This is a genomic window from Spirillospora sp. NPDC047418 (assembly GCF_040643275.1).
In the GTDB taxonomy this organism is placed as follows: Bacteria; Actinomycetota; Actinomycetes; order Streptosporangiales; family Streptosporangiaceae; genus Spirillospora.
In genome coordinates, this window is the sequence record NZ_JBEYTW010000065.1 from 32,880 (window position 1) to 49,077 (window position 16,198).

Annotated in this window: 16 protein-coding genes; 8 read left to right on the forward strand and 8 right to left on the reverse strand. The window is 74.2% G+C overall.

Annotation, left to right across the window (positions count from 1 at the left end; all coding sequences use genetic code 11):
* Nucleotides 1–135 precede the first annotated feature (135 nt).
* The 6 genes from ABZ806_RS31250 to ABZ806_RS31275 form a co-directional block, all read right to left on the reverse strand.
* On the reverse strand, nucleotides 136–1,137 hold the full coding sequence (locus tag ABZ806_RS31250; RefSeq protein WP_500221023.1) for a proline racemase family protein: 1,002 nt from the start codon (nucleotides 1,135–1,137) through the stop codon (nucleotides 136–138).
* Nucleotides 1,137–2,063: a dihydrodipicolinate synthase family protein gene (locus tag ABZ806_RS31255; RefSeq protein WP_500221024.1), complete on the reverse strand. Its 927-nt coding sequence runs from the start codon at nucleotides 2,061–2,063 to the stop codon at nucleotides 1,137–1,139. The genes ABZ806_RS31250 and ABZ806_RS31255 overlap by 1 nt, the downstream gene beginning before the upstream one ends.
* Nucleotides 2,060–3,472, reverse strand: coding sequence for an FAD/NAD(P)-dependent oxidoreductase (locus ABZ806_RS31260; RefSeq protein ID WP_500221025.1), 1,413 nt, complete (start codon nucleotides 3,470–3,472; stop codon nucleotides 2,060–2,062). The genes ABZ806_RS31255 and ABZ806_RS31260 overlap by 4 nt, the downstream gene beginning before the upstream one ends.
* Nucleotides 3,469–3,783 (reverse strand): (2Fe-2S)-binding protein, encoded by a 315-nt coding sequence (locus ABZ806_RS31265; RefSeq protein ID WP_500221026.1) that lies wholly within the window; start codon nucleotides 3,781–3,783, stop codon nucleotides 3,469–3,471. The genes ABZ806_RS31260 and ABZ806_RS31265 overlap by 4 nt, the downstream gene beginning before the upstream one ends.
* Entirely contained in the window at nucleotides 3,780–4,940 is a 1,161-nt protein-coding gene (locus tag ABZ806_RS31270) for an NAD(P)/FAD-dependent oxidoreductase (RefSeq protein ID WP_500221027.1), read from the reverse strand. The genes ABZ806_RS31265 and ABZ806_RS31270 overlap by 4 nt, the downstream gene beginning before the upstream one ends.
* A 100-nt stretch (nucleotides 4,941–5,040) precedes the next feature.
* A complete protein-coding gene (locus ABZ806_RS31275; protein WP_500221028.1) occupies nucleotides 5,041–5,652 on the reverse strand; it encodes a helix-turn-helix domain-containing protein in 612 nt (203 codons plus the stop codon).
* A gap of 183 nt (nucleotides 5,653–5,835) precedes the next feature.
* Between ABZ806_RS31275 and ABZ806_RS31280 the strand changes: the two genes are divergently transcribed.
* Nucleotides 5,836–6,501 (forward strand): GntR family transcriptional regulator, encoded by a 666-nt coding sequence (locus ABZ806_RS31280; RefSeq protein ID WP_500221029.1) that lies wholly within the window; start codon nucleotides 5,836–5,838, stop codon nucleotides 6,499–6,501.
* Here the strand turns inward: ABZ806_RS31280 and ABZ806_RS31285 are convergent.
* Nucleotides 6,498–7,097, reverse strand: coding sequence for an ATP-binding protein (locus ABZ806_RS31285; RefSeq protein WP_500221030.1), 600 nt, complete (start codon nucleotides 7,095–7,097; stop codon nucleotides 6,498–6,500). The two genes, ABZ806_RS31280 and ABZ806_RS31285, sit on opposite strands and share 4 nt — an antisense overlap.
* 165 nt (nucleotides 7,098–7,262) lie before the next feature.
* On the opposite strand from ABZ806_RS31285, the gene ABZ806_RS31290 reads away from it, so the two are divergent.
* Nucleotides 7,263–8,219 carry a LysR family transcriptional regulator gene (locus tag ABZ806_RS31290; protein WP_500221031.1) on the forward strand — a complete coding sequence of 319 codons (957 nt, stop codon included), beginning with the start codon at nucleotides 7,263–7,265 and terminating at the stop codon, nucleotides 8,217–8,219.
* A gap of 89 nt (nucleotides 8,220–8,308) precedes the next feature.
* Nucleotides 8,309–8,977: a GntR family transcriptional regulator gene (locus ABZ806_RS31295; protein ID WP_500221032.1), complete on the forward strand. Its 669-nt coding sequence runs from the start codon at nucleotides 8,309–8,311 to the stop codon at nucleotides 8,975–8,977.
* Between the two features lie 94 nt (nucleotides 8,978–9,071).
* On the opposite strand, the gene ABZ806_RS31300 is transcribed toward ABZ806_RS31295, so the two are convergent.
* Nucleotides 9,072–10,502: an aminopeptidase P family protein gene (locus ABZ806_RS31300; protein WP_500221033.1), complete on the reverse strand. Its 1,431-nt coding sequence runs from the start codon at nucleotides 10,500–10,502 to the stop codon at nucleotides 9,072–9,074.
* Between the two features lie 100 nt (nucleotides 10,503–10,602).
* On the opposite strand from ABZ806_RS31300, the gene ABZ806_RS31305 reads away from it, so the two are divergent.
* From ABZ806_RS31305 to ABZ806_RS31325, 5 genes are read left to right on the forward strand one after another with little or no spacing between them, the layout of a single operon-like run.
* Nucleotides 10,603–12,264, forward strand: coding sequence for an ABC transporter substrate-binding protein (locus tag ABZ806_RS31305; protein WP_500221034.1), 1,662 nt, complete (start codon nucleotides 10,603–10,605; stop codon nucleotides 12,262–12,264).
* Nucleotides 12,264–13,211: an ABC transporter permease gene (locus ABZ806_RS31310; RefSeq protein ID WP_500221035.1), complete on the forward strand. Its 948-nt coding sequence runs from the start codon at nucleotides 12,264–12,266 to the stop codon at nucleotides 13,209–13,211. Before ABZ806_RS31305 ends, ABZ806_RS31310 begins: the two co-directional genes overlap by 1 nt.
* Nucleotides 13,208–14,197 (forward strand): ABC transporter permease, encoded by a 990-nt coding sequence (locus ABZ806_RS31315; RefSeq protein ID WP_500221036.1) that lies wholly within the window; start codon nucleotides 13,208–13,210, stop codon nucleotides 14,195–14,197. The genes ABZ806_RS31310 and ABZ806_RS31315 overlap by 4 nt, the downstream gene beginning before the upstream one ends.
* Entirely contained in the window at nucleotides 14,194–15,159 is a 966-nt protein-coding gene (locus ABZ806_RS31320; protein ID WP_500221037.1) for an ABC transporter ATP-binding protein, read from the forward strand. Before ABZ806_RS31315 ends, ABZ806_RS31320 begins: the two co-directional genes overlap by 4 nt.
* On the forward strand, nucleotides 15,156–16,100 hold the full coding sequence (locus ABZ806_RS31325; RefSeq protein ID WP_500221038.1) for an ABC transporter ATP-binding protein: 945 nt from the start codon (nucleotides 15,156–15,158) through the stop codon (nucleotides 16,098–16,100). The genes ABZ806_RS31320 and ABZ806_RS31325 overlap by 4 nt, the downstream gene beginning before the upstream one ends.
* Nucleotides 16,101–16,198 lie beyond the last annotated feature (98 nt).

Here is a 16,198-nt window from a genome sequence, read left to right on the forward strand (position 1 = left end):
GCGCGCGCGCCGCCCCGCGCCCCCCCCCCGCGCCCCGCCGCCCCGCCCCCCCGCCCCCCCCCCGCGGCCGGGTGCGGTGGACCGTGCGGCGCCGGCGGCATCGTCCGGCGTCATGGGTCGCTCCTTCGGCGGGGATCAGAAGGCGAACCCCTCGGGGAAGGGGTCGGCGGGATCGAGCAGGTAGGTCGCGGTGCCGGTGATCCAGGCGCGTCCGGTGAACTCGGGGATCACCGCGGGCAGCCCCGCGACGTCGGCGGCGGCGACGAGCCGGCCGGTGAAGCGGGTGCCGAGGAGCGACTCGTTCACGAACTCGGTGCGCAGCGGCAGCTCGCCGCGCGCGTGCAGCTGGGCCATCCGGGCGGACGTCCCGGTGCCGCAGGGAGACCGGTCGAACCAGCCGGGATGGATCACCATGGCGTTGCGGGAGTGCGCGGCGTCCGAGCCGGGCGCGAGGAGCTGGACGTGCTTGCAGCCGGCGATCAGCGGATCCGCCGGGTGGACGGGCGGGTCGGTGTCGTTGATCGCCGCCATGATCGAGAGGCCGGCCCGGAGGAGGTCGTCCTTGCGGTGCCGGTCGAAGGGCAGCCCGAGCGGGGCGAGGTCGGTGATGGCGTAGAAGTTGCCGCCGTAGGCCAGGTCGTAGCGGACGTCGCCGAGGCCGGGCACGGCCACGACGGCGTCCCGCCGGAGGGCGAACGAGGCGACGTTGCGCAGCGTGACGTTCTCCGCGACGCCGTCGCGGACGGCGACGCGGGCCTCGACGAGCCCGGCCGGGGTGTCCAGCCGGACGATCGTCTCCGGTTCGGTCACCTCGACCATGCCGGTCTCGACCAGCACGGTCGCCACCCCGATGGTGCCGTGCCCGCACATCGGCAGGAAGCCGCTGGCCTCGATGTAGACGACGCCCCAGTCGGCGTCCGGGCGGGCCGGGGGCTGCAGCAGCGCACCGCTCATCGCCGGATGGCCGCGGGGCTCGTCCACCAGGAAGCGGCGCAGGCCGTCCAGGTGCCGGGCCGCGTGGCGGCGGCGCTCGGCCATCGTCGCGCCCGGGATGGGCGGGACGCCGCCGGTGACGACGCGGGTCGGCATCCCCTCGGTGTGGGAGTCGACGGCGCTGATCGAGCGGAGGGACCGCATCAGCCCCGCCGGCCTTCGAGGCCCGCGATGGCGCGGGCCATGTCGGCGGTGACGGCGGCGCGCGGGCCCGCGGCGAGCGGGCCGCGCGGCGGGCGGCACGGGCCGCCGTACCGGCCGGCCTGGTCCATGCCGAGCTTGACGGCCTGGACGAACTCGGTCCGCGAGTCCCACCGGAACGCCGCGATCAGCGGCTCGTACAGGGCGCGGGCCTCCTCCAGCTTCCCGGCGAGGGCCAGTTCGAACAGCCGCGCCGACTCGGCGGGGAACACGTTCGGGAACCCGGCGAACCATCCGGTCGCGCCCATCAGCAGGGCTTCGAGGGCGAGGTCGTCGGCGCCGATGACGACCTCCAGGCCGGGCGCTTTCTCCCGGATCTCCAGGACGCGGCGGACGTCGCCGGAGAACTCCTTGACCGCGGTCACGCCGTCGATCTGCGCGATCTCGGCGAGCAGGTCCGGCGTCAGGTCCACCCTGGTGTCGAGCGGGTTGTTGTAGACCATGACGGGCAGCCCGACCGACGCGACGGCCTGGTAGTGCGCGATGACCTCGCCCGGACCTGCCCGGTACATGGTCGGCGGCAGGCACAGCACGCCGTCGGCGCCGTCCTCGGCGGCGATCTCCGTCCACCGCACCGCCTGGTGGGAGCCGGGGCCGTGCACGCCGGCGATGACGACGCCGTCCCCGCCGACGGCCTCCACGGCGGTGCGCGCGACGCGGCGGCGCTCGTCATCGGTCAGCGCCGAGTACTCGCCGAGCGAGCCGTTCGGGCCGACGCCGCGGCAGCCGCTGCCGACCAGCCAGCGGCAGTGCTCGGCGAAGGCGTCGTAGTCGACGGCGAGCCCGGCGGGGGCGGCGGCGTCCTCGCGGTAGGGCAGGGCGGTGGCCACCACGAGGCCGCCGAGGCTCGGCGAATCGGGACCGCTCATCGGGCACTCTCCTTGGTCGCGGTGTCTTCGATGGGGGGACGTGCCAGCTCGCCGAGCCGGATGGGCTGGGCGATGGGCCGGTGGTGCGGGGCGGGGCCGCCCAGCAGTTCCGCGACCGCGGGGCCGCAGACGCGGGCCTGGCAGGGGCCGAGCCCCGCGCGGGTCGCGAGCCTGACCGCGGCGGCCGAGTTCCCCGCGGGATCGCCGGCCGCGCGGCGCAGGGCCCCGTAGGTGGTCTCCTCGCAGCGGCAGACGATCGTGCCGGCCCGCAGCCAGCCGGGCCAGGCGGCGCCGATCGGGTGCGCGGCGGCGAGGCGCGCGGCGAACGCGCGGCCCCGGTCGCGGCGGCGCCTCAGGGAGTCCAGCTCGCGGGCCTCGGCGGAGCCGCCGCCGGCGATCCAGCCGGCGAGCAGGCCCTCGGTCCGGGCGGCCTGCGCGCCGGCGATCCCGGTGGCCTCGCCCGCCGCGTAGACGGCGGGGACGGTGGTGCGCTGGTCGCCGTCCACGGTGACGAACGCGCCGTCCCGCAGCTCGCAGCCGGCGGCGACGGGCAGTTCGAGCTGCGGGCTGAAGCCGTGGGTGACGCACAGGGCGTCCACCGCGACGGTCCGTTCGGTGCCGGGAACCACCGACCAGTCGGGGCGGAGCCGCGCGGTGACCGCCTCCTCCACCCGCCCGTCGCCCCGGGCCTCGATCACGGCGCGGCCCGTCCGGTAGGGGACGCCGTGCCGGGCCAGCAGCCCCGCGTACCCGGCGAGTTCGGCGGTCTTGCCGGCCTGCGCCGCCAGTTCCCAGGGACGCCGGGTCCAGCCCCGCACCAGGGCCGCGGCGGTGCCGGCCTCCAGCACCTCCCGGACGGTCGAGCCCGCCTCCAGCAGCGTGGCGGCGACCGGCAGCAGGAACGGCCCGGAACCGGCGATCACCACGCGGTCGCCGATGACGAGGCGTTCTCCCTTGGCCAGTGCCTGCGCCGCTCCGGCCGTGCAGACACCGGGCAGTTCCCAGCCGGGGAACGGCAGGGCGCGGTCATGGGCACCGGGCGCGAGGACGAGCGCGTCGGGCCGCAGGACATGCCGTTCGCGTTCCGGCGCGTCGGCCTCCCCGCGCAGCACGTGCACGTGCGGGGCGCCCCGGTCCGGACGGTCGATCGCCCAGACGGTGCTCTCCGGCCACCAGTCGCAGCGCGGATTCCCGAGCACCCGGCCGCGGAGCCGCTCGAAGCCGCGCCAGCCGTGCTGCAGCCGGCCGGGCCGCGCGGCGGCGTAGGCGTCCGGCAGCATCCGGTGGTACTGGCCGCCGGGGTTCTCGGCGGCGTCGACCAGCGTCACCCGCGCGCCGGCGCGCAGCGCGCCCGCCGCCGCGCCGAGGCCCGCCGGGCCCGCCCCGGCGATCACCACGTGCCGGGTCATCGGGCGTCCTCGCGCGCCCGCGACTGAGTGGTGACGGCGTCCCCGTCGCGGGCGCGGCGGCGGCAGGCCCGCACGTCGCGGACGCCGTTGACGGTGACGAGGCAGTCGAAGCACGCGCCGATGCCGCAGAACACGCCGCGCGGGGCACCCGACGGGCCCTCGCGCCAGGCCGTCCGCCCGGACCCCAGCAGGACCCCGGCGACCGTCTGCCCCGCGACGCCGGTCAGCGGCTCGCCGTCCAGGGTGATCCGCAGCGGCGTGTCCCGCCGGCCGACGGCGTCGTCGGCCGCGCGCACGAGTCTCGGGCTCATCCGGTCTCCCCTCCGGACCGGACGGCGGGCCGGTCGACGCGGAACGGCGCCGTGTCGATGCCCGGTTCCCGCCCGAGCATCAGGTCGCGCAGTACGGCCGCCGTCCCGGCCGAGAGCCCGATGCCCGCTCCCTCGTGGCCGGTGGCGTGCCAGAGGCCGTCCAGCCGGGGGTCCGCGCCGATCACGGGCAGATGGTCGGCGACGTAGGGGCGGAATCCGCCGTAGGCGCGCATCACCGGTACGCGGGCCAGCGACGGGAACAGGCGGAGCGCCCGGCCCGCGATCACCGACAGGACCTCGGGGCGGATCCGCGCGTCGAATCCGACACGGCGCCGCGAGGAGCCGAGCAGCAGCGTGCCGGCGCGGGTCGACTCGACCACCGCGGACGCCCGCAGGTCCCCCGAGTCGGCGCCGACGGCGCCCACGTAGCCGGCGTCGTAGACCTTGTGGAACACGGTCGGCGGCTGCGGCGCGGTCACGAGCACTTCACCGCGCCGGGGACGGACGGCCAGCCGGACGCCGAGCCGCCTCGCGACCTCGCCGGACCACGGCCCCGCGGCGTTGACGAAGGCGTCGCCCCCGACGACCCCCTCCGCCGTGCGGACGCCGGTGATGCGGCCGCCGCGCGCGACGGCACCGGTGACCTCCCTGCCGCAGCGCAGGACGGCTCCGGCCCGGACCGCGTCGGCGAGCAGGGCGGTGGCCGCTCCGGCGGGCTGCACCTGCGCGTCCCCGGGGTAGTGGACGGCGGCGGCGCAGTCGCGGGTGAGGTGCGGCTCCGCGGCGGCGAGGGCGGCGGCGTCCAGGTCCTCGGCAGCGACTCCGGCGGCGCGCTGGGACGCGGCGAACGCGCGCAGGGCGTCCGCGGATCCACCGGTGGTCGCGACGACGATGCCGCCCTTGGGCTCCCACTCCACCGCGCGGGCGTCCGGGAGCGCCGCCAGGATCCGCGGCCACAGCCGCCGCGACAACAGCGCCAGCTCCAGTTCGGGGCCGGGCGGCTTGTCGGAGACCAGGACGTTGCCCTCGCCGTGCGCGGTGGTCGCCGCGGCGGGGCCGCCCCGGTCCACGACCGCCACCTCGAACCCGGCGAGGGCCAGCTCGCGGGCGCAGGCGGCGCCGACCATGCCGGCGCCCAGCACCACGACCCGCGTCATCGGCGACCCCAAACGTTCGATAAACCGAACGCTTCGGAGCGTAGATCCGCCGCACGCCAGGTGTCAACGCGCACTTTCGGCGGGTTCGGTCAGGGCTCGGTCAGGGCGCGCCGTCGCGATGCGGCGGCTCGGCCGCCGCGGAGTGGAGCCGCTGGCCGGCGTCGTACTGCAGGAGCAGGACCGATCGCACCGTTCCCTCCAGCGCCGTGTAGCGGTGCGGCAGCGCGGCGTCGAAGGAGACGTAGTCGCCCGGGTCGAGTTCCACGTCCCGGCCGTCCACCCGGACGCCGAGCCGCCCGGCCTGGACGATCGTGTGCTCGGTTCCGACATGGCCCGGCGAGTCCTGTTCGCAGCCGGCCCTGACCTGCTGGTCGTAGACCTCGAACACGGCGTCGCCGGAGGCGATGCCGCGCAGCGGCCGCAGGTCGACGCCCGCGCCGCGCAGTACCTCGACCCGGGCCGCCCGGACCACGGTGAACCCGGCGGCCGGCCGCCGGTCGAGCAGGTCGGAGATCGGGACCGCCAGCGCGCGCGACAGGCTGAACACCGTCTCGATCGTGGGGTTGCCGGTGCCGGCCTCCAGGTGGGACAGCGTGGCCTTGCCGATCCGCGACCGGCGGGAAAGCTCCGACAGCGACAGGCCGAGTTCCGCACGCGCGCGGCGCAGGTTGCCGGCCAGGACGTCCCGCACCGACTCCGCTGATGCCTCCACGATTCCGCCCCCTGCGCCGGCCGTTCGAGCCAACCTGTTCGATAACTCGAACGCACAGTGTACCGGCGACCGGGCGGAAGAGGCCGACCGCATGGCCGTAATCGATGCAATACTACATAGCACCGGCGAATCCGGCGGTCTCGCCGACGGGGATTCTCCGTCACGGAGGGAGCCACGGGACCGATGCTGAACCTGCCGTCCCTCGGCCCGCGCAGGAGCGTGCGGGTGCGGGTCGCCCACGCGCTCCGGGCGGCGATCGTGAGCGGTGAGATGAGGCCGGGCGTGGTGTACTCCGCCCCCGCGCTCGCCGAGCGGTTCGGGGTGTCGGCCACCCCGGTCCGGGAGGCGATGATCGATCTGGCCCGGGAGGGGCTGGTCGAGGCCGTCCGCAACAAGGGGTTCCGCGTCACCGAACTGTCCGACCGGGACCTGGACGAGATCACCGAGGTGCGGGCCCTCATCGAGATCCCCACCGTCGTGCGGGTCGCGCAGACCTGCCGCGTCGAGGACGTCGACGCGCTGCGGCCCCTCGCCGAGGCGATCGTGACGGCGGCCGGGCGGCGGGACGTGCTCGCCTATATCGATGCCGACCACCGCTTCCATCTCGCGATCCTCGAACTGAGCGGCAACGCCCACATCGTCCGGCTGGTGGGCGAGCTGCGCTACCGGTCCCGGCTCTACGGGGTGCCGCGGCTGGCGGAGCGCGGCGAACTCGAGCCGTCCGCCCGGGAGCACGAGCGGTTGCTGAACGCCATGGCGGCGGGAGACGGGGCGGGCACCGAGGCCCTCATGCACCACCACCTGCGCCATATCCGCGGCATCTGGGCCGACCGCCCTGAACAGCGCTAGGCGCTCGCGCCGCGGCCCCGTGCGAGTGCGCGCTCGACCGCCTCGACCACGCGCTCGTGCGCGGGCCACGGCGCCGGATCCGCCGGCGCCGGGCTCGTCCGCGGAAGCGGGACGGTGAAGTAGACGGCCTTGCCGGGCAGCGGTTCCGGCCCGAGCCTGGACCTGCCGGGGTGGACGCCCCAGCGTCCGCCGACCTCCGCCGTCAGGGTGTCCACGATGAGGAGGCCGCGCCCTCCGCACGCGTCGGAGGGCGCCGCGTGCGGGACCGGGAACTCGCCGGGTCCGCGCCAGGGGGCGGCATCGAAGACCTTCACGGTGATGGCCGGCCGGATCCGGTGCGAAACGCGGGCCCACATCTCGACACGGTCACGCGCACCGTGCACCACCGCGTTGGTGGCGATCTCAGAAATGATCGTCTGCGCGCTGTCGATCGCGGCCGCAGAGACGCCCAGCTCGCCGAAGACCGAGCGGACGATCGCCCGCGCGGTGCCCGCGGCCTGCGGGCCGGGCGGTAACGGCCAGGCGGGGAAGGCGCCCTCGTCCAAGCGGCCGTCCAGCGGGGAGCACTCCTTCGCGGCCGTCCGCGGTCGGTCCATACAGATCGCTCCCAGGGGAATCACCCGCCGCGCACCCTCGGCCGCCGGGAGAGGGGCGGTGAGGAGGACCTCTCCCGGCGGCGTCGCTCGCTTCATCGAAGGAGTACCGGAAGTATCGCCATCAACCTCCGCCGGGCGTCATCAGCTGATGCATAATTTCCGGCTATGGACCTCGATATCAGTCATCTGCGCATGGTGTGCGCGATGGCCGAAACGGGAAGTGTGACCCGGGCCGCGGCCCGGATGGGAATGTCGCAGCCCGCGATGTCCAACCAGCTCCGCAGGGTCGAGGGCATCGTCGGCGGCGAGCTGTTCACGCGCAGCCGGTCCGGCCTGGAGCCGACGCCGCTGGGCCGCCAGGTCATCAGCCGGGCGCGGACCGTCCTGGCGGAACTCGACACCCTGTTCGGCGACCTGCGGCCGTCCGCGACCGGGGGCGCGGCCCTCGCGCTCGGCTGCGTCCATCTCGCCTGTGTGGGGAGCATCGTCGCGCAGGTGGGCGACGCGCTCCCCGCCCGCGAGGTCTCGCTGCGCATCGAGCCGTCCTCGGTGCTGCTCGGCGACGCCCTCGCCAGGGGGCAGCTGGACGCCGCCCTGCTCGGGATCATGGAGGGCTTCGACGTCCCGCTGCGGGCCCCGGTGGTCAGCCGGACGCTGGTGCCCAGATTCCCGATCTTCGTCGCCCTCTCGGCGGGCCATCCGCTCGCCGGGCGGGCGGAGATCGACCTGGTCGACCTGAAGGACGAGTCCTGGGTGGCGCCGCCCGGTGCCGACGACGGCTCCCTCGCCTCGCTGCGGGCGTCCTGCCGCGCCGTCGGCTTCGAGCCGATCGTGCGCTACGAGGCCCCGAGCGGAGCGGCCTGCCCGCTGGTCGCGGCCGGGCACGGGATACGCCTGGTGGACCCCTCCTGGCCGCCGCAGCCCGGCACGGTCGTCCGGCCGCTCACCGGAGAACCGCAGGTCGCGCGGCTGGTCGTGGCATGGCGCCGGGACCGCCTGGGCGACGACGACGCGGCGGCCCTCTACCGCGGGCTCGCGGCCGCCTTCGTGGAGCACGCCGACAGCCACCCGGCCTTCGGGGCGTGGTGGCACGCCCACCCCCACGTGCACCCGCTGCTGTGACCCGCGAGGCGAGCCCGCCCCCGTCGCGCCGCGCACCCGGCCGGGCCCGTGACGCGGAACGGTATCCTGATCGTGGTTGAGGAGGGCGTATGGATGCGGTGGCCGATGCCGCGGTCGGGCTGCCGGACCTGGGCGGTCACAGCAGTCTGCGCGGGCAGGTCGCCGATGCGCTGCGCGGCGCGCTGGCCGGCGGCAAGCTGACGCCGGGGGTGGTCTACTCGGCCCCCGCGCTGGCGGACGAGTTCGGGATCTCCCCCACCCCCGTCCGCGAGGCGATGATCGACCTCGTCCGGGACGGGCTCTTCGAGGCCGTCCGCAACCGCGGTTTCCGGGTCGTGCCGCTGTCGGACCGGGATCTCGCCGAGCTGACCGAGATCAGGGAACTGGTCGAGGTCCCCGCGATCACGCGGCTGGCCGGGAACGTGCCGGAGGCGGTCCGGCCGTCGCTGCGGATCCTGGTCGAGGAGGCCGCCGCGGCCGCGGCCGACGGCGACCTGCTCCGGTTCCTGGACGCCGACCACCGGTTCCATGCCGGGCTGCTCGAGCTGACCGGCAACCGGATGCTCGTCCGCACGGTCCTGGATCTGCGCGCCCGGTCCCGCATGTACGGGCTGGCCGCGCCCGCCGCGGCCGGTGACCTGACCGCGTCGGCCGAGGAGCACGCACGCCTCCTGGACGCCCTCGTCGCCGGGGACGCCGCCGGCGCACAAGAGATCATGACGCGGCACCTGGAGCACATGAGACGCGCCCGGGACTGAGCCTCCCCGGCCGCTCCCGGATGCAGTTTCACACTGCGCGGACGGCGCCGCGGCAGCCGGGCCGCGGCGCCGTCCGCGCATGATCTCGGCGCTCCTAGCCGAGCGACTGCATCCAGAGCTCGAGTTCCTCCGGGTGGCGCGGAAGGCCCGCCGACATCAGCCGCGCCCCCTCCCCGGTCACGAGCACGTCGTCCTCCAGCCGGACGCCGATGCCGCGCAGCTCCGGAGGGAGCGTCAGGTCGTCCGGCTGGAGGTAGAGGCCCGGTTCGACGGTGAGGACGTGGCCGGGCCGCAGCACCCCGTCGAGATACTGCGACGCGCGCGCGGCCGCGCAGTCGTGGACGTCCATGCCGAGCATGTGCCCGCTGCTGCAGAGGGTGTAGCGCCGGTAGACGCCCGACTCGGGATCGAGCGCCTCGTCCGCGCTCCGCAGCACGCCCCACTCCGCCAGGCCCTCCGCGATGACGCGCATCGCGGCCATGTGGAAGTCGCGGAAGCGGGCACCGGGGCGGACGGCGGCCAGGCCGGCCTCCTGCGCGTGGTAGACGAGGTCGTACACCTGGCGCTGGCGCGGCGTGAACCAGCCGCTGATCGGAAGGGTGCGGGTGATGTCGGCGGTGTAGAGGGTGTCGGTCTCCACCCCGGCGTCGAGCAGGAGCAGCTCGCCGAGGCGCAGCGTGCCGTCGTTGCGCGTCCAGTGCAGCACGCAGGCATGTGCGCCGGACGCGGCGATGGTCTCGTAGCCGACGCCGTTGCCCTCGATCCGCGCGACCCGCTCGAAGGTGCCCTCCACCCAGCGCTCCCCGCGCGGCACCCCGGAGACCTGCGGCAGTCCGGCGGCGACCTGGGTGAAAGCGGCCACGGTGTGGTCGACGGCGGCCTGGATCTGAGCGACCTCCCAGTCGTCCTTGACCAGGCGCAGCTCCGCGGCGCAGGCGGCGAGCTCCCGGTCGGGCCCCGGGTCCGCCACCGGAACGGCCCGGTCCACCTCCGGGTCCACGGCGCGGATCACGCGGGTCGGGCCGTGGCCGCGCAGCGCCTTCCCGAGGTCGCCCAGCGGCGCGCAGGTGATCTCCAGCCTCTCCTCGGTCTCGCGGAGGGGGGCGCGGGGGCCGACCCAGAACTCCCCGTTGCGGCGGTCGCGGTAGAAGCCGCCGTCATCGCGCGAGGACGGGGGTCGGTGGTAGAGGACGGCGTCGTGCCCGCCGGCGGCCGGCTCCATCACGAGGACGGCGCCCGCCCCGGTGTCGGCGGCGGTGTCCCCGGTGAGGTGGGCGTAGGCGGTGTGCGGGCGGTACCGGTAGTCGCAGTCGTTGCTGCGGACTCTGGGCGGCCCGGCGGGCAGGACCAGGCGCACGCCGGGGAAGAGCGCGGACAGGGCGGCGCGGCGCTTCCGCGCGTACGGCGCCACGGTCGCGCGGGCGGCGGGCGGTGTGCCGGAGGCGGCCCAGTCCCGGGTCATGAAGGCGGCGAGTGTCTCGGACACGGGCAGGTCGTGGCTGCCGGTGGTGAAGCGGTCGTCCATGTGCGAGTTCCCGGATGTGGAGATTCGGTAACGACGGTTGCAGTGCAATTGCACAGTACTATTTTATATTGCACTCCGCCTGACAATGCACGGAGATGCCATGAGACGTCCGGTACGGACCTGCTTCATCCTCGCCCTGTCCCTCGCCGCCGCGGGCGGGCTGTCCGCCTGCGGATCGGGGGACGACGCGCCCGCCGGCACGTCCGGGGGCACCCTCACCGTCCTCTACACGCAGGACTTCGCCCACCTGGACCCGCAACGCAACTACGTGATGTTCGCGATGGACTTCGGCACCCGGCTGCTCTACCGGACGCTGACGACGTACGCCGCCAAGCCCGGCCAGGCGGGCACCGAGGTCGTTCCGGACATGGCGACGGGCACCGGGAGCACATCCGACAACGGCAGGACGTGGACTTTCCACCTCAAGCCGAGCCTGAAGTTCGAGGACGGCTCCCCCATCACCAGCGCCGACGTCAAGTACGGCGTGGAGCGCTCCTTCGCCCCGGATCTGCCGGAGGGCCCCGGATACGCCCGGACGATGCTGATAGGCGGAGACAAGTACAAGGGCCCCTACAAGGACGAGGGCGGTCTCGACTCCATCGAGACGCCGGACGACCGGACCATCGTGTTCCACCTCAAGGAACCGTCCATGGACTGGCCGAAGATCACGACGCTGCCGACGTTCGCGCCCGTCCCCGAAGCCGAGGACGCCGGCGTCAACTACGACAGCCGGCCCTTCTCGTCCGGTCCCTACAAGGTCGAGTCCTATGACCGGGGCAAGAGGCTGTCGCTGGTCAGGAACCCCCACTGGAGCAAGGCCACCGACGGCGTGCGCCAGGCGAAACCGGACAAGATCGTCGTCGAGGAGGGGCTGGCGCAGACGAGCATCGACCAGCGCCTCATCGCCGACCAGGGCAAGGACCAGCGGGCCATCACCCTCTACGGCGTCGCGCCGGCGAGCATGCCGCGCATCCTCACCCGGCCGGACGTCAGGAAGCGGTTCGTCAGCGCGACCAGCCTGTGCACGCGGTTCCTCGCGCTGAACACGACCAAGCCGCCGTTCGACGACCCGAGAGTCCGCCAGGCGATGCAGTACGCGATCGACAAGGAGGCGTACCGCACCGCGCACGGCGGCAGCGGCGTCGGCGAACCGGCCGGCTCCTACCTCCCGCCCGCGATGACCGGCGGGCAGGCGCAGGACGTCTTCCAGGCGCCGCCGAACGGTGACCCGGCCAAGGCACGGCAGCTGCTCGCGGCCGCGGGCAAGGGCGGCGGCCTCTCGATCGATCTCACCACCACCAGCACCGAGCAGGGCAAGGCCGAGGCCGAGGCGGTGCAGCAGGCGCTGGCCCGGGTCGGGGTGAAGGCGCGGATCAACTCGGTCGCCAAGAGCGTCTACTACGACACGATCGGCGACATCGACAAGGAGGACGAGATGGTCTTCTACGGATGGTGCGCCGACTACCCGTCCGCCACCTCGTTCATCCCGCCGCTCTTCGACGGGGCGAACATCACGCCGAAGGGCAACACCGTCGTCTCCCAGATGGACGACAAGGGGATCAACGAGAAGATCGACGCGGCGGTGGAGGCGAACGACCGGGCGCGGTGGCAGGCCCTCGACCGGGAGCTGATGCGGCTGTCGCCGATGGTCCCGCTGATCCACGACAAGCTGCCGCTGCTGCACGGCTCGAAGGTCACCGGCGCGTTCGGCCACCCCATCTGGGAGGGCGAGTTCGACTTCGCCGCCATCGGGGTCAAGTAGTGAGCGCCCCGCCCCTCACCGAGGCGGCGGGCAGCGTGCCGGCGCCCGCCGGCCGGTCGCCCTGGCGGCTGGCCGGCGGGCGCCTGCGCCGCGACCCGGCCGCCCTCGCCGGGCTGGCGATCATCGCGCTGTTCGTGCTGATGGCGCTCGCCGCCCCGCTGCTCACCGCGCTCAACGGGCACGGCCCGAACGAGTTCCACCCCGAGAAGATCGACGAGGCGCTCGCGGGCGCGCCCAGGGGCGCCTTCGGCGGCATCGACGGCGACTTCTGGCTGGGCGTCGAGCCCGGCACCGGACGGGACGTGTTCAGCCGCATGGTCCACGGCGCCCGCGTCTCGCTGCTGATCTCGGTCGCGGCGACCCTGGTGTCCACCGCGGCCGGCACCGTGCTCGGGCTCACCGCGGGCTTCGCCGGCGGGCGGGTGGACGCGCTCGTCAGCCGCGTCATGGACCTCGTCCTGTCGTTCCCGCACCTCATCTTCATGATCGCGCTGGTGTCGGTGCTGCCGGACGCCGACCGGAAGCTGGAGCTGGTGTTCGTCATGGGCTTCTTCGGCTGGCCCTACATCGGGCGGATCGTGCGCGGGCAGACGCTCTCGCTGCGCAACCGGGAGTTCGTGGAGGCCGCGCGGGCGTCCGGGATGCCGCGCGGCCGGATCGTGTTCCGCGAGGTGCTGCCCAACCTGCTCGCCCCGGTGCTGGTCTTCGCGACGCTCACCGTCCCGATCAACATCGGCACGGAGGCGGCGCTGTCGTTCCTCGGCATCGGCGTCCGGCCGCCCGATTCGTCCTGGGGGCAGATGATGGCCAAGGCGATCGACTGGTACCAGGTCGACCCGACGTTCTTCGTGGTGCCCGGCGTCTGCCTGCTGCTGACCGTGCTGGCGTTCACGCTGCTCGGCGACGCGTTCCGGGACGCCCTCGACCCGCACGGGGGCGACCGGTGATCCGCTACATCGCGCTGCGCCTCGCCGGGGTGGCCGGCGTCCTCCTCGTCATCTGCGCGGTCACGTTCGTGATCTTCTACGTGTTCCCGGCCGACCCGGCCCTGCAGGCGTGCGGGAAGTCCTGCACACCGGAGCGGCTGGCGATGCTCCATCACCAGATGGGGCTGGACCGGCCGCTCTGGCGGCAGTTCACCGACTATCTGATCGGCATCTTCGCCGGACGCACCTACGGTTCGGGACCGCTGGCCGTCCAGTGCCGCTTCCCCTGCCTCGGCTTCTCGTACCAGAACAACATGCCGGTCTGGGATCTGATGATGCAGCGGCTCCCCACCACCGTGTCGATCGGGATCGGCGCGGCCGTCCTGTGGCTCGTGGGCGGAGTCACGGTCGGGGTCGTCTCCGCGCTGCGCAAGGACTCGCTGCTCGACCGGACGATGATGGTCGGCACGCTCACCTCCGCGTCTCTGCCGATCTACTTCACGGCCATGGCACTGACGGTCCTCGTGGTCCAGATCGGCGGCCTGCTGCCCTACTCCAGCTACGTGCCGATCGGCGAGGACCCCATCGGCTGGGTGAAGAACCTCGTCCTGCCCTGGGTCGCCCTCGCTCTCCTCTACGCGGCGATGTACGCGCGCCTGTCACGGGCGTCGATGGTGGAGACGATGGCCGAGCCGTACATCCGGACGGCCCGCGCCAAGGGCCTGCCCGAACGGACGGTCGTCACCAAGCACGGGCTCCGGGCCGGGCTCACCCCCGTCCTGACCGTCTTCGGCATGGACCTCGGCGCGCTGCTCGGCGGCGCCGTCATCACCGAGAGCGTGTTCGGGCTGCCCGGGCTCGGCCGCCTCACGATCGACTCGATCGAGAAGTCCGACCAGCCGGTCGTGATGGGCGTCGCGCTGCTGGCCGCGTTCTTCATCACGTTCGCCAACCTCCTCATCGACCTCCTCTACGCCGTGCTCGACCCACAGGTGAGGTACCAATGAGCCTGCTGACCGTCCAGGACCTGACCGTGGAGTTCACCACCCCGAAGGGCCCGGCGCGCGCGGTCGACGGGCTGTCGTTCACCGTGGCGGCGGGCCGCACCCTCGGCATCGTCGGCGAGTCGGGCTCCGGCAAGTCCGTGACCAGCCTCGCGATCATGGGGCTGCACGACAGGGCGCGCGTGACCGGGTCGATCGACGTCGCCGGCACCGAGGTCGTCGGCGCCCGCCGCGCGGAGATCCGCGCGCTGCGCGGCCGGCGGGTCGCGATGATCTTCCAGGATCCGCTGTCGTCGCTGCACCCGCACTACCGGGTCGGCGAGCAGATCGCCGAGGCGCGGCGGCTGCACTTCGGCGCGTCCCGGCGGGCGGCGCACAGGCAGGCCGTCCAGCTGCTCGGCGACGTCGGGATCCCCGATCCGGGCGAGCGCGCCGGCGACTACCCGCACCAGTTCTCCGGCGGCATGCGGCAGCGCGTCATGATCGCCATGGCGCTGGCGTGCGAGCCGGACCTGCTGATCGCCGACGAGCCGACCACCGCGCTGGACGTGACCGTCCAGGCCCAGATCCTGGAGCTGATCGCGGGCGTCCAGCGGGAGCGCGGCCTGGCCGTCCTGATGATCACCCATGATCTCGGGGTGGTCGCGCGGGTCGCCGACGACGTCCTGGTCATGTACGCGGGACGGGCCGTGGAGCGGGCGGACGTCGACACGCTGTTCGCCGCGCCGCGGCACCCGTACACGCGCGGGCTCCTCGGTTCGCTGCCCCGGCTCACCGGCCCGGCCGGTGAGCTGACCCCGATCGCGGGCACCCCGCCGTCTCCGCTGGCTCCGGCGGCGGGGTGCCCGTTCCAGCCGCGCTGCCCCGACCGGATCGCGGTGTGCGCGGCCGTCCGCCCGGCCCTGGAGGGCACCTCCCACCAGGCGGCCTGCCACCTCACGGCGACGAAGAAGGTGACCTCGTGACGCCCCTGCTGACACTGGACGGGCTGACGAAGACGTTCCACACCCGGCGCGGCGCAGTCCGGGCCGTGGACGGCCTCGACCTGGAGGTGCGCGCCGGGGAGACGGTCGGGCTGGTCGGCGAGTCCGGCTGCGGGAAGTCGACCACCGGGCGGATGCTCGTCCGGCTGCTCGACCCCACCGCCGGGCGGATCACCTTCGGCGGGCGCGACATCACCGGGCTGTCGCAGCGGCGGATGCGCCCGCTGCGCGGCGACCTGCAGATCATCTTCCAGGACCCCTTCTCGTCGCTGAACCCGCGGCACACGGTCGGCTCCATCGTGGCCGCGCCGCTGCGGGCGCGGGGAGCGCAGGACCCGCGTCCCCGCGTCCAGGAGATGCTGGAGCTGGTCGGGCTCGGCGCCGAGCACATCGACCGGTACCCGCACGAGTTCTCCGGCGGCCAGGCGCAGCGGATCGGGATCGCGCGGGCGCTGATCACCCGGCCCCGGCTCGTCGTCGCCGACGAGCCGGTGTCGGCGCTCGACGTGTCGATCCAGGCGCAGATCGTCAACCTGCTCGCCCGGCTGCAGCGGCAGCTCGGTGTGGCGTACGTGTTCATCGCGCACGACCTGGCGGTGGTGCGGCACGTGTGCGGCCGGGTCGCGGTGATGTACCTCGGCCGGATCGTCGAGATCGGGGCGCGGGACGTGATCTACGGTTCGCCGGCGCATCCCTACACGCGGGCGCTGCTGTCGGCGGTCCCGGTCCCCGATCCGGCGGCGGAGCGGTCCCGGGAGCGGATCGTCCTGCGCGGGGATCCGCCCAGCCCCGCCGATCCGCCCGCCGGGTGCCCCTTCCACCCGCGGTGCTTCAAGGCCGCGGACCGGTGCCGCACCGAGCGGCCGCGACTCGCCCAGGTCAACGGCCGCCAGGTCGCCTGCCATTTCCCGGAGGTCGCCTGACAACGGCGCCGGGGGGGGGCCCCCCCGGGCGGGCCCCCCGCTGCAGGGGGGTGGGGGTGGGGAGGCTAAATCGACAAACAACGACGCCCCGGGGGAAC

Coding starts and splice junctions, on each gene's coding strand:
- ABZ806_RS31260 (WP_500221025.1), bottom strand. CDS start 3,472: ATGACCCGGCACGTGGTGATCGCCGGGGCGGGCCCGGCGGGCCTCGGC.
- ABZ806_RS31295 (WP_500221032.1), top strand. CDS start 8,309: ATGGATGCGGTGGCCGATGCCGCGGTCGGGCTGCCGGACCTGGGCGGT.
- ABZ806_RS31265 (WP_500221026.1), bottom strand. CDS start 3,783: ATGAGCCCGAGACTCGTGCGCGCGGCCGACGACGCCGTCGGCCGGCGG.
- ABZ806_RS31305 (WP_500221034.1), top strand. CDS start 10,603: ATGAGACGTCCGGTACGGACCTGCTTCATCCTCGCCCTGTCCCTCGCC.
- ABZ806_RS31280 (WP_500221029.1), top strand. CDS start 5,836: ATGCTGAACCTGCCGTCCCTCGGCCCGCGCAGGAGCGTGCGGGTGCGG.
- ABZ806_RS31290 (WP_500221031.1), top strand. CDS start 7,263: ATGGACCTCGATATCAGTCATCTGCGCATGGTGTGCGCGATGGCCGAA.
- ABZ806_RS31320 (WP_500221037.1), top strand. CDS start 14,194: ATGAGCCTGCTGACCGTCCAGGACCTGACCGTGGAGTTCACCACCCCG.
- ABZ806_RS31300 (WP_500221033.1), bottom strand. CDS start 10,502: ATGGACGACCGCTTCACCACCGGCAGCCACGACCTGCCCGTGTCCGAG.
- ABZ806_RS31285 (WP_500221030.1), bottom strand. CDS start 7,097: ATGGACCGACCGCGGACGGCCGCGAAGGAGTGCTCCCCGCTGGACGGC.
- ABZ806_RS31270 (WP_500221027.1), bottom strand. CDS start 4,940: ATGACGCGGGTCGTGGTGCTGGGCGCCGGCATGGTCGGCGCCGCCTGC.
- ABZ806_RS31250 (WP_500221023.1), bottom strand. CDS start 1,137: ATGCGGTCCCTCCGCTCGATCAGCGCCGTCGACTCCCACACCGAGGGG.
- ABZ806_RS31255 (WP_500221024.1), bottom strand. CDS start 2,063: ATGAGCGGTCCCGATTCGCCGAGCCTCGGCGGCCTCGTGGTGGCCACC.